General features: G+C 37.3%; 14 protein-coding genes. 7 read left to right on the top strand and 7 right to left on the bottom strand.

All coding sequences use genetic code 11. The annotated features are described in order from the left end of the window. Nucleotides 1-18 precede the first annotated feature (18 nt). From CWD90_RS16885 to CWD90_RS16855, 7 genes are all read right to left on the bottom strand, one after another. On the bottom strand, nt 19-939 hold the full coding sequence (locus tag CWD90_RS16885) for a ComEA family DNA-binding protein (protein ID WP_103477250.1): 921 nt from the start codon (nt 937-939) through the stop codon (nt 19-21). A gap of 3 nt (nt 940-942) precedes the next feature. Then, nucleotides 943-1,098 (bottom strand): hypothetical protein, encoded by a 156-nt coding sequence (locus CWD90_RS23245; protein WP_192878040.1) that lies wholly within the window; start codon nt 1,096-1,098, stop codon nt 943-945. 351 nt (nt 1,099-1,449) lie between these two features. Next, nucleotides 1,450-3,516 (bottom strand): amino acid carrier protein, encoded by a 2,067-nt coding sequence (locus CWD90_RS16875; RefSeq protein ID WP_103477248.1) that lies wholly within the window; start codon nt 3,514-3,516, stop codon nt 1,450-1,452. 98 nt (nt 3,517-3,614) lie between these two features. Continuing rightward, nucleotides 3,615-4,622, bottom strand: coding sequence for a potassium channel family protein (locus CWD90_RS16870; RefSeq protein ID WP_103477247.1), 1,008 nt, complete (start codon nt 4,620-4,622; stop codon nt 3,615-3,617). A 2-nt stretch (nt 4,623-4,624) separates the two neighbouring features. Continuing rightward, entirely contained in the window at nt 4,625-4,852 is a 228-nt protein-coding gene (locus CWD90_RS16865) for a PspC domain-containing protein (protein ID WP_103477246.1), read from the bottom strand. Nucleotides 4,853-4,861: 9 nt separating this feature from the next. Next, nucleotides 4,862-6,145 carry a DUF2851 family protein gene (locus CWD90_RS16860; RefSeq protein ID WP_103477245.1) on the bottom strand — a complete coding sequence of 428 codons (1,284 nt, stop codon included), beginning with the start codon at nt 6,143-6,145 and terminating at the stop codon, nt 4,862-4,864. A gap of 112 nt (nt 6,146-6,257) precedes the next feature. Next, complete coding sequence (locus CWD90_RS16855; RefSeq protein ID WP_103477244.1) at nt 6,258-6,569, bottom strand: rhodanese-like domain-containing protein; 312 nt, start codon at nt 6,567-6,569, stop codon at nt 6,258-6,260. Between the two features lie 210 nt (nt 6,570-6,779). Between CWD90_RS16855 and CWD90_RS16850 the strand changes: the two genes are divergently transcribed. The 7 genes from CWD90_RS16850 to trpC all read left to right on the top strand — a co-directional run bounded on the left by CWD90_RS16850 (nt 6,780) and on the right by trpC (nt 12,824). Beyond that, nucleotides 6,780-7,226 (top strand): MarR family winged helix-turn-helix transcriptional regulator, encoded by a 447-nt coding sequence (locus CWD90_RS16850; protein WP_103477243.1) that lies wholly within the window; start codon nt 6,780-6,782, stop codon nt 7,224-7,226. A gap of 38 nt (nt 7,227-7,264) precedes the next feature. Continuing rightward, nucleotides 7,265-7,897, top strand: coding sequence for an NAD(P)H-dependent oxidoreductase (locus CWD90_RS16845; RefSeq protein WP_103477242.1), 633 nt, complete (start codon nt 7,265-7,267; stop codon nt 7,895-7,897). Between the two features lie 38 nt (nt 7,898-7,935). Beyond that, on the top strand, nt 7,936-8,514 hold the full coding sequence (locus tag CWD90_RS16840; protein ID WP_103477241.1) for a YceI family protein: 579 nt from the start codon (nt 7,936-7,938) through the stop codon (nt 8,512-8,514). Between the two features lie 279 nt (nt 8,515-8,793). Then, complete coding sequence (locus CWD90_RS16835) at nt 8,794-10,191, top strand: anthranilate synthase component I family protein (RefSeq protein WP_103477240.1); 1,398 nt, start codon at nt 8,794-8,796, stop codon at nt 10,189-10,191. A gap of 84 nt (nt 10,192-10,275) precedes the next feature. Continuing rightward, a complete protein-coding gene (locus CWD90_RS16830; protein WP_103477239.1) occupies nt 10,276-10,893 on the top strand; it encodes an anthranilate synthase component II in 618 nt (205 codons plus the stop codon). Nucleotides 10,894-11,002: 109 nt separating this feature from the next. After that, complete coding sequence (trpD, locus tag CWD90_RS16825) at nt 11,003-11,995, top strand: anthranilate phosphoribosyltransferase (RefSeq protein ID WP_103477238.1); 993 nt, start codon at nt 11,003-11,005, stop codon at nt 11,993-11,995. A gap of 46 nt (nt 11,996-12,041) precedes the next feature. Next, nucleotides 12,042-12,824 carry an indole-3-glycerol phosphate synthase TrpC gene (gene trpC, locus CWD90_RS16820; protein WP_103477237.1) on the top strand — a complete coding sequence of 261 codons (783 nt, stop codon included), beginning with the start codon at nt 12,042-12,044 and terminating at the stop codon, nt 12,822-12,824. The last annotated feature ends 1 nt before the right edge of the window (nt 12,825 follow it).

Raw genomic sequence — 12,825 nt, 5'->3', positions numbered from 1 at the left:
CATTTTTAGCAATTTTTTTTATAATTGCAAATATAACTCAATTATATCTATTTTTTCTGCGGGAAAATCTTCGATTTTTGTTAATTCATCAAACGAACTAATACCTCCGTTCATCTCCCTAAAGGCGACAATCCTGGAAGCTACATCATATGGAATATAAACCAATTTTGAAAGATCATATTGTGAAGCTTGATTAATATTGATTTTAGATATGGATGGACTTTCCAAAATTTTAAATCGACCAAGTATTCTTTCAATTACCTGCGGCTCTAGGCCGTAGACATGATCTAGTTGCTTTTCGACCACAAAGCCTCCTAATAGATCCCTAAATTTTACAATGCGATGGGACAAAACATCCCCAACCCCATAAATCGACCTTAATTCCGCTGCACTGACTTTGTTAAGATCTTTGATCGGACCTTTATTGGCAGAAAGCAATGTTGCTTGAATCGGTCCTATTTCAGCGTTATTTGAATGACCCGACCTAGCACCAACTGTAGATTGTCCCATACCAGGATTTGTCCATTCCGGAAACTTAAAATAGGGCGATATACTTTCCAATAGTGAATCTGAAACCAAGGTAACATTTTGAAATTCCATACTGGAGTTTACGTATTGGTCCTTAGCCCTAAAGGCGTGCAAACGATCTATTTCTTCAGTAGACATCCCTAGGGTATAGCCCTTATAATCTGATATAAAGTTGGGATTAAATGGATATATCAAAAGGGAATCCTTGTTTTGGCTTTTACCTTTAAGTTCATCCAATTTGGCTTGGTATGCCTCATCCACCACAAAAGAATTATCCTTATCGGATATCGGATAGGACTTGCCAACAAAATAAAGTATTTGAAAAATAACTATAAAAAGCAGTAAAAAGAAAATCCCACTTCGCTCCTGTTTATTGAACTTAAAGTGGGATTTAAATGAATTTCTGTTCACAACTCAATCTTTTTGCCCAATCATCAACCTATCGTTATCTGAATAGGAGTCCGGTTCTGGTTTAGTTGACGTGGTCAAAACTCTATAAAACAAATAGGCCGCAAAGGAGATTACAATTCCTTGTGCCAAAAGCATTATTACCATAGCTGCTGAATTCATAAAGTTGCCATTTCTTTGCGTCTTCGCTTGTTGAAATCTAAATATACTAAAATTGGGATAAATATAAAAAGCATAGCAATAAGAATTTGCCACTATCCCTTATTCATATTTTATATAAAACTTGGGAGACTTACCCTGAAACCTTTCCAACTGATGCCCAAATAACAATTTAACAGACTAAATAATCTATAAATCAGATCCTTTTAAACCTGTCGCCATTCCAAATATTCAAGCGAATAGGATTCCTTAAACAACTGCAGTATTGAATTAATTGTATTAAAAGAAAAATCCCACCTCATTCCTGTTTTTGGAATTCAAAGCGGGATTTAAAATTATGAAGCGAATATTTATTTATGCATCACCTTTTTTCTTATAAAGCAAATTCGCTTTTAGCTTTATCAAATATTCATCAAGATCTCTTTTTACCTCACCAGACATCAGATACAGTCCAATAATATTAGGAAAGGACATGGCTAGAATCATCATATCGGAAAAATCCAATACTGCTCCCAAACTTACCGATGCACCGATGACCACAAAAACAAGGAATAGCATTTTATATATAAATTCCACTTTTTTACTCTTCCCAAAAAGATAGGTCCAAGCACGCATCCCATAATAGGACCAAGAAATCATAGTAGAAAATGCAAACAAGAAAACCGCCAAGGCCAAAACATATGGGAACCATGAAAGAACACTTCCAAAAGCATCGGAAGTTAATTGAGCGCCTGCCATCCCCTCTACCTCATGCATTCCAGTAAATATTAATACCAAGGCAGTTAAAGTACAAACCACCACAGTATCTATAAAGGGCTCCAAAAGTGCTACAAACCCTTCAGAAGGCGGATGATTTGTCTTCGCCGTACTATGTGCAATTGCAGCAGAACCTACACCTGCTTCATTAGAGAATGCAGCCCGCTGGAAACCAACGATCAAAACTCCTACAATACCTCCCTTAAGTGCACTTGGGCTAAAAGCACCGTCCACAATGGCTGCAAATGCAGGTCCAACATTCTGTATATTAATAATGATTACCGTTAAGGCAGCTAGAATATAAATGGACGCCATAATGGGAACCACTTTACCGGTTACTTTTGCAATACTATTTATTCCTCCAATGATTACCACACCAACTAGAATTGCAGTTATAATTCCAAACCAGAATCCATTGCCCTGTAACGCTGGGAACTGTCCTGAAAGCTGTTCAAAAGATTGATTGGCCTGAAACATATTTCCTCCTCCAAAGGAAGCACCTACCGCCAACACAGCGAATAGCCCAGCAAGAACTTTACCTAAGCCCTTTAAATTTCTTTTCTCCAAGCCGTAACGCAAATAATTCATGGGGCCGCCAAAAACTCGACCATCCGGAAGGATATTACGGTATTTAACGCCCAAAGTACATTCCACAAATTTGGAGGACATACCCAACAATCCACAAACGATCATCCAAAATGTTGCGCCCGCACCACCAAGAGAAACCGCTACTCCTACACCGGCAATGTTCCCTAGCCCCACAGTACCAGACACCGCTGTGGCCAAAGCTTGAAAATGTGTTACTTGCCCTGGTGCATCGGGGTCATCATATTTACCTCTTGCCAAATCAAGGGAATGCCTGAAGCCCCTTATATTAATAAAGCCCATTCTCAAGGTAAAGAAAGCTGCTCCAATTACCAGCCAAACTACTATAAATGGAATTGCCTTTTGTTGTGGGTCCCCATTGGGATGGGTAATAACAACGGGTTCGTTATATTTTATCTGGGCCAAAATATGCGCCCCTTGTTCTATAACATGTTCTTGGTTTTCGGAGTTGTAGATTACCCCACCTTCCTTGGCTAAGTGTTTTAGTTCCCCGTTCACTGGCGAAATAATCGTTTCAGTGGTTCCATTACTTCTAGAAATAATAGCAATTTCATCTCCCTTTTTAACTTCTTGCCCTTCAGTCTTCAACCACTGTTTTAAAATAAATTTATCATTTACCTCTGTAGACCATCCAGGAATCCCAATACGTTTAACATCTGAGTACATCACCGGGTCATAGATTCCAATTGCAGCAAATGGATCCCAAAAAAGAACAGACCCCAAAGCACTTACAGCTGGTGTCATAATTCCATTAAAAAATTCAGTAATGGCCTCCGCTGGAACCTTGAAGGATTTGGTGACCTGTTCCGCCTTGGCATCCGTGACAATGACGGTATAAGCTAGACCTTCCACCAAATTAGTGGCCTGATTGGAAGTTAACGAAGTGTTTTGGTTACTCCACTTATACTGGTATGGCGGAGTACCTCCTTCGACCTCCAATTTTATTACGCCGTCATTGATATTACTTGAAGGATTATAAATAGACTCCTTAACAACAAGAATTTGAGAAAATAAAGTAAATGAAAATAATAAAAAAAAGATAGATATATATTTCTTCATAAGTAGTTGAAAAGGGTTATTTTTTGTTGGTTTGGCCTAAAATATCTTAGCAATATCTTAAAAAAAATTCGTGGAATCAAATATAATTGGTAATATACTTAATCTATATGGAACATGTCATTTAATTTTTTAATCTGTTCCGGCCTTCCCAATACAATTACTTTACCCTGTGGCTGCAATTTCAAATCGGCCTCAGGATTTATAATATAATTGCCGTTTGGTTCTATATAACCAATGATCGTACAGCCAGTCTTATTTCTCAAGTCCAGATCGCGCAAGGAATGATTCTCCACCTTTGCCATAAAAGTTTCTATAGTTACCTCTTCCAAATTCGTAGTATGCTCACCTTCAGTAGAAAGTTTGTCCATAAAAGTGATCAGGTCTGGCATGACCACCAAGGACGCCATATGATCTCCGCCTATCTTATCCGGCATTATTACTTTGTCCGCGCCCGCAAGTCTTAATTTTTTTTGGGAAGTTAATTGTGATGCCCTACTTATTATAAAAAGATTCTTATTTAGTTGTCTAGCAGAGAGCACTACAAATAGGTTCGCTGCATCATCCGGCATTGCGGTAATTAAATATTGTGCTCTATCAATCCCAGCTTCGACCAAGGTTTCATCCTCATTGGCATCACCTTCAATAAAAAGAATCTCCTCTTCAAATTTCTCGATAACTTCCTTGTTCCTTTCAATTACCACAAAAGGTTTGTTATACGCCTTTAATCTTTCTGCGGCCTGATTACCGTTTCGACCAAAGCCGCAAATAATGACGTGATTGCTTATACTGCTTATTTTATTTTTCACTTTTTTTTTCTTTAAAAGTTGAAGTGAATTTCGACTTAGGACATATTCTGTTATTACTGAAATTGCAAATGCAAATATAAATACACTGGTGATTATTAAAATTACTGTAAAGATTTTAGCCTCAGCATCCAAAGGACGTACCTCAGAAAAACCAACGGTAGTTACCGTTATTATAGTCATATAAAAGGCGTCTATCCAAGTATAATCTGACAAGAATCTGTATCCTAATACTCCGAACAACAAAACCATGACCAACAAAGCCATCGCCAAGTACATTCGAGAGCGAAAAAGTCTAATCATATTTAAAGATCAAATACCGAGGTTCTTTTAGTGTATAACAAGTCCTTTATCCTTAGCCAAAAAGCCATAAAAAGATACAGTGCAAAACCAAAGCCCAAGGTAACGAAAGTAAGATATATAAAAGTAGTACGGACCACTCTGGTTCTTATTCCCAAACGCTCAGCTATTCGCCTACAAACCTCAAATCCTCTTTTCTGAAAATAATAAAGTACTTTGTAGAAAATGTTCATGCGTTAAAATTAGGGTTTTCTATTTAATAATTGATGACCCACAGCACATTGTAAACATTTATTTTTTGTACAGTATTCATTGTACAACTGCAAAACAGCCTGACTCTCTTTGGCCGAAGGAAATTGAAGTTTAAGCATCCCAAATTTTGAAATGACCGTATTGCTTTCAGATGCAATATCGGATATAATATTAATTATCTCCTCATTTACATCCCTTCCCAAATGCTTTGCGTAACTTAATTTTATAGGGAGTATGGTGTTAATAATTAATAGATCCACGAACTTTCTTGAAAGCTTCTTGCTATAATTCTTGGAAATTTTTCCAAACGTATAATGGTTGTCCCAATATTCGCTAGCCGTAACCTTAAAAACCGAATAAATTTCCTTAGCACTCTTAGCTCCAATAACTTTGCTGAAAATGCTCTGTTGCAATGTATACAAATTAGCCAATTGCGACAGTCTTATTGTGGGAAAATTGGAAGGTCTTAATTTAAAAAATTCAGGTTTACGCAACAGGGTATCCAAAAGAGTATACTTTGCTTTCAGAAAAACAAATTCACTTTTAAGACTTTTAAAATAGTCATCATTAATAGTATCATCTTCCAAAAGTCCGGCAAGACCATAAAGTACACTTTCCAATTGTAAGGGATGGCCCTGTATTTTGCGTACTATTGGAAATTGCAACTGTTTAGCAATTTCAAAAAACACCTCGCCATTTATTTTTAAACCAAAATTTTTGGCCAAAAGGATAAAAAAAACTTGCTCCCAATCGTTGTTGAATTCAATAAGAAGTTCGTCAACCTGGTTCGTTTTCTTTTCCAAACGCTCAAAATAGAGTACCTCCAACCAATTCTGTAAAACGAAATCATCTATATTACCAATCTCATTACTACAATTGATTGCTGCCTTGCCTTTGTGATAAAACAATTTTTGATATTCCAGTAAAATATTTGAGGAAATATAATCTTTGAGTATTAAGGTGGTAATTGCCGTATTATCACTCCTAAAAACATCACAATCGTCCTCCCAAACCACATGGAGTATTACGTTATGATAATTGGGATCAATTTCGTGATTATGGGCATACCAATCTGAAGACTTTATATGCATTTCTACAGTACCCGCCCATAACTGTTGATCTATCTCTATCTTGGCGTTAAAAAAATCGGGGCCCGATAAAAGGTTGTGAGATCCCACATCCAATATTTGAATGGACTCGTTCTTGGAGCCAAGTAAATTCTTCAACTGAAGTTTTTTGTACTTCCAAATAAAATGCAAAAGATCTTCCCGCATAAACCAATGTAAAGAAAAAACTACTACATCACAAAGTTAAAACCGGAATAAGATATGCACTACCAAGATTCCTAGCTAACCTTGACTTAAGGATTATGGACTTGCAACTAGGTTACTCTACTACCTCACCTTCCCAGTTCATAAAACCACCTTCTAAGTTAAAGGCGTTTTCAAAACCTAATTTGTTCATAATGGCACATGCCTGACCACTACGCTGACCAGACCGACAATAAACGTAATAGTTCTTTGTTTTGTCCAACTTTTCCAATTCGGTTACAAAATCCTGCCCTAAGTATATATCTATATTAGTAGCGTTCGGGATATAGCCTTCTTCTACTTCTTCCGGAGTCCTAACATCCAATAAGAAGGCATTCTCATCGCTTTCCAATTGTTCACTCCACTCCTCTTGTGATAAATTTGCCATTAATTTTTTTATTTAGTCCTCAAAAATAATGCATTACAAAAAATCATCCAATAATTGAGGTATAAATATAACAGCAGCCGCATAATAAGAATACCCCGTCCCAGTCATTATATTTCTAAACCCATTTAATTTTTAACAAATTTTTATCACCTACACCATTGCAGCAATTAAATAAATACATACATTTGTATATACAATTATTGTAACGACATGAATGTTGAGAAAATTATTAAAACGGACAAACAAATTCCTGTTTCTAGTAGGACTATTATACATTTAAGTTTAGTAGAGAGTAAGATCAATGAAATTATGACCTCAGCACTTAAACCGCACGGCGTATCCTTGCAGCAATTTAATGTGCTAAGAATTTTAAGGGGTCAAAAAGGGAAACCTGCAAATCTTTCCACGCTGAACGAAAGAATGGTAACCAAGATGAGCAACACCACTAGACTTGTAGACAAGTTGATTTTAAAAGAATATGTGGATCGTATGGTGTGCCCGAGCAATCGCAGGAAAGTGGAAATAAATATTACACGCCAAGGAGAAAGCGCATTGTCCCAAATGGATCTAGCCTTAAAGGAGGCCGAAGACAAATTATTAAAAAACTTTACTGTGCAGGATTTAACCGCCTTAAATGTTTTATTGGATAAATTTTAAAATGAATAACGAATAGAAATAATTATTAAATTCAAAGCATGAATACATATATTGAAAATTTAAACTGGCGATATGCCACCAAAAAATTTGATGCTTCTAAAAAATTGTCAAAAAAAGATTTAGAAGATTTATTGGAAGCTACCTCCTTAAGTGCCTCATCCTACGGATTACAACCATATGAAATACTAGTGATTGAGGATCCAGAGCTAAGAAATAAATTGCAACCGGCGGCCTGGGGACAGTCCCAAATTACGGAGGCCTCGCATTTAATTATATTGGCAAACCAGTCAACTTTTGGAGAAGAATTGGTAGATGACTACTTAGAGAATGTAAGTGAAACAAGAGGCATTCCTACAAACGATCTGCAGGGGTATTCAGATTTTATGAAATCTAAACTTATGCCCTTATCTGAGTCGGCCAAAGCCACTTGGACGACAAGACAGACTTATATAGCCCTAGGTAATTTATTATCGGCTGCTGCGGATTTGAAGATAGATAGCTGTCCTATGGAAGGTTTTGACAATGCCCAATTCAATGAAATTCTTGGGTTGACCAAAAAAGGACTTAACGCTGCTGTTCTTGTTGCTGTAGGTTATAGATCAGAAGAAGATACCACGCAGCATTATAAAAAAGTGCGTAAATCAAAAGAAAATTTAATTACACATATATAAACAGAAACACTAACACAAATTATTTAAAATTCAGAATTATGAAGAAAAATGCATTAAGTATAGTATTGGCAGTATTTACAGGTTTAACCGCAGTTGCTTCTACTCCAGTGGACAAAGAAGTAAAACAAGTAAAAACATCGGAGAGTACCGTAACATGGAAAGGATATAAGGTTACCGGTTCCCATCACGGAACTATCGCACTAAAGGAGGGCTCACTAATTTTTGAAGGTGATAAACTTTCAGGAGGAGAATTTGTGGTAGATATGCCAACTTTGGTTTCAAATGATTTACAAGGTGAATATAAAGGAAAGCTAGAAGGTCATTTAAAATCCGATGACTTTTTTGGAGTTGAGGCGCACCCTACCTCTAAATTGGTTTTCACCAGCGTAAAAGCCAGTGGAAAAAATTCATATGAAGTAACTGGAAATCTTACAGTAAAAGGAAAATCTAATCCAGTTGCTTTCGATATCTCCGTTTATGGCAACAAGGCAACGGCTACTATGAAGATTGACCGTTCCTTATACGACGTTAAATACGGGTCAGGGAGTTTCTTCGACAATTTGGGCGACAAAACAATTTACGACGAGTTTGATCTAGTAGTGGATTTGGTATTCTAAACGCATCCATTTAACAATGTTTAAAACCTCACAATTGTGGGGTTTTTTATTTTTTACGTAACACAGGTTTGTTAATTTGAAATTCCTTCTTATATTTGGCCTTCAATGAAGAACATGGTATCAAATACTTGGTGGTGGAGCAACTTACGAAAAACGTCGTGAGCAAAGCATCATTGTAGTATAACTATATAAAAGGCTTGTCATCACGACAAGCCTTTTTTTCGTTTATCATAGAAATCAAAAACCTATTGGCATAGAGTAGCCATAAACAGAATTAACATGAAATACCAATTAGTTTCACATCATAAAAAAATACTTGCAGACACCATTACCCCTGTAAGCGTTTATTTAAAAATAAGGGACAGATTTCCAAATAGCATCTTGTTGGAAAGTAGTGACTACCATGCCAACGATAATAGCTTTTCCTATATCTGTTGCAATCCCATTGCTTCCATTAAAGTGGAGAACGAGACCATCACCAAACAATTCCCCGATAGAACCACAGAAGAAATTGGAATTACGGAACTCACGGACATTCCCGGCATTTTACACGATTTTAGTCAGCAATTTGACTCCCAGAATAACAATTTCAAATTTATAAACAATGGATTGTTCGGATATATGGCCTATGATGCGGTGCGATATTTTGAAGATATAGATATTTCTAAAAAAGATAACAGCATTTCCATACCTGACATCTATTATGCTGTCTACCAAAATATAGTGGCCATCAACCATTTTAAAAACGAGGCCTATATTTTTGCACATTGTTATGAATCTGAAAATAACATTGGGGAAATAGAACAAATTCTAAGTGCCAAGAACTTTGCCTCCTACAATTTCTCCAAAGATGGAAACCCAATTTCTAATTTAAAGGATGAGGAATACAGGGAACAAGTAGAGCTGGCCAAAAAGCATTGCAACAGAGGGGATGTCTTTCAATTGGTATTGTCCAGAAGATTTTCACAAGAATTTAAGGGTGACGAATTCAACGTATATCGAGCTTTACGTTCCATAAATCCTTCGCCTTATTTGTTTTATTTTGATTATGGCGACTTCAAAATATTTGGTAGTTCTCCAGAGGCCCAATTGATCGTAAAGGAAGGCAAGGCTGAAATTCACCCTATTGCAGGAACTTTTAAAAGAACCGGCAATGATGAGCAGGATGCCGAGTTGGCCAAGAAATTAAAAATAGATGATAAGGAGAATAGTGAGCACGTAATGTTGGTTGATCTTGCTAGAAACGATCTAAGTCGTAATGGAACCATGGTAAAAGTAGAAAACTATAGAGAGGTTCAATTTTTTTCCCATGTCATCCATCTAGTATCCAAAGTAACTGGACAAAAGAAAAAAAATATTCCAACCATGAAAGTGGTTGCCGACACCTTTCCTGCCGGTACACTAAGTGGTGCCCCCAAACATATGGCCATGCAGCTCATTGAAAAATATGAGAAAACTAGTAGGGGTTATTACGGTGGGGCTATAGGTTTTATGGATTTTAATGGCAACTTTAACCACGCCATTATGATTCGTACATTTTTAAGTAAAAATCATCAATTACATTATCAGGCCGGAGCTGGTCTGGTAGCCGCATCCATTGCTGAAAATGAACTTCAGGAAACATACAACAAATTAGGAGCGCTGACCAAAGCACTTGAAATAGCGGAAACTATATAAAAACTCCCATTAATTTGCCTTGGCTCTATTTACGGGGCATTTGGCAAGAACAATTTTAAATGTTCAAAAAAGGACATCACTAATATGAAAGAGAATACAGATAATAAAACAAGTACCAACTCCTTGAGCAAAGGACAAGGAACGTCCATATTGGTAGTAGACAATTACGATAGTTTTACCTACAACCTAGTTCATTATTTGGAAGATTTGGATTGCACGGTAACCGTTAAAAGAAATGATCAAATACGCCTAGAGGAAATAGAGGCCTTTGACAAGATCGTACTGTCCCCAGGTCCAGGAATACCAGATGAAGCTGGCTTGCTCAAAGAAATTATTGCGATGTACGCCCCCACAAAAAGTATATTTGGGGTATGCTTGGGACAACAGGCCATTGCCGAGGTTTTTGGAGGTTCATTGGTAAACATAGATCAAGTCTACCATGGTATAGCCACCAAAATAAATATTGTAAAGGAAGATGTTTTGTTTGATGGATTGCCTAAAGAAATTGAGGTGGGCCGCTACCATTCTTGGGTAGTAAACCCCAATCTTCCAGAAGTATTGGAAGCTACATCTTTTGATGAAAATGGACAGGTAATGTCTTTACGCCACAAGATATATGATGTTAGCGCCGTTCAATTTCATCCGGAATCGGTTCTTACCCCTGATGGAAAGAAAATATTGCAAAACTGGGTGACAAAATAAGGAAGTCAAATGGGTATACCTTGTTCATTTTTTAAAGTAAACTCAATTAATAACAAAGAAATAGGGAATGCCAAGTACACGGTACTAGTATATTAATACAAAAGAAACCATGAAAGATATTCTAAACAAACTGATCAATCACGATGTGCTTCCCAAAGAGGATGCCAAACAGGTATTGGTCAATATTGCCAAAGGGGACTACAATACAAGTCAGATTGCAGCCTTTTTAACGGTTTATATGATGCGTAGTGTCACCATTGAAGAATTGGAGGGCTTCAGGGACGCCTTATTGGAACTGTGTTTGGCGGTAGATCTATCACAGTACAACCCAATAGACCTATGTGGTACAGGTGGTGACGGCAAGGACACCTTCAACATTTCAACCTTGGCCAGTTTTGTAACAGCAGGGGCCAATGTTAAAGTAACCAAACACGGCAACTATGGTGTATCATCCAAATGTGGCAGTAGCAATGTTATGGAATTTTTGGGCATAAAATTTAGTAATGATGCTGGATTTCTTGAAAAATGTATAGACGAGGCGGGCATCTGTGTATTGCACGCTCCATTATTTCACCCTGCCATGAAAAACGTAGCTCCAATCCGCAGGGAGTTGGGTGTTAAAACTTTCTTTAATATGTTGGGACCTATGGTAAATCCTGCATTTCCAAAGAACCAGATGGTGGGTGTGTTCAACTTGGAGCTGGCCAGAATGTACGGTTACCTATACCAAAAGACCGATAAGAAATTTACAGTATTACATGCCTTGGACGGTTATGACGAAATTTCATTGACAGGAAATACAAAAACCATTACCAACAAAGCCGAAGGAATGTTAAAACCTTCCGATTTTGGAGTTGAGGCCATCTCTGCCTCTGACATTGTTGGCGGGGATAGTATTGAAGAATCCGCTCAAGTTTTTCTTAATGTATTACAGGGAAAAGGGAGCATACCACAAAATAATGTGGTCTGTGCCAATGCCGGTATCGCCATTGCTACCGTAAAAGGAATAAGCCCTAGGGAGGGTTTTGAGGAAGCCAAAGAATCCTTGGCCAGTGGAAGAGGGTTGGCTGCATTAAAAAAATTACAGACCTTGAGTCAATAAAAAACAATCATAAAACTGCCTTGCATAAGCGGGCATTACAGTACCCATGAATATACTGGACAAAATAGTTTTGGATAAGAGGAAGGAAGTTGATTTAAAAAAATCGATTATCCCGGTTTCCCAATTGGAAGCTTCCGTATTGTTCAACAGACCTGTAATTTCTTTGGCAAGTGCACTTAGAAATAGCAATAGTGGCATAATAGCAGAGCACAAACGTAGGTCCCCTTCCAAATCGGTCATCAACCAAAACAACAGTGTTGCAGATGTAGCGGTCGGTTATGAAAATGCAGGTGCCTGTGGCATGTCCGTCTTAACCGATGGTAAGTATTTTGGAGGTTCTTTGGACGATCTATTATTGGCTAGGGCATCTGTTCAAATGCCATTGCTTCGCAAAGAATTTATCATAGACGAATACCAACTGCTGGAGGCCAAGGCTTATGGCGCAGATGTAATTTTATTAATTGCAGCCATATTGACCCGTGCCGAGATAAAAGCATTTTCAGAATTTGCAAAACAATTACATCTGGATGTATTGTTGGAGGTTCATAACGAAGAGGAACTACATAAATCCATTATGCCCAGCTTGGATATGTTGGGTGTAAATAATCGAAATCTAAAATCATTTGAGGTAAGCCTCGATACCAGTAAAAATCTTTCAAACTTAATTCCTGACGAATTTGTGAAGGTTTCAGAAAGTGGTATAAGTTCCATAGAAGCTATTCAAGAATTAAAACCCTACGGATATAAGGGATTTTTAATTGGTGAAAATTTTATGAAAACTGATAATCCGGGAGAGAGCGCCCTCAATTTTATTAAATCGATAAAATAAT

This window comes from Arenibacter catalasegens (genome assembly GCF_002909235.1).
GTDB classification, from domain to species: Bacteria; Bacteroidota; Bacteroidia; order Flavobacteriales; family Flavobacteriaceae; genus Arenibacter; species Arenibacter catalasegens.
Note: the sequence above shows the minus strand (reverse complement) of the source record. Positions and strands in the feature narration are given on the sequence as shown.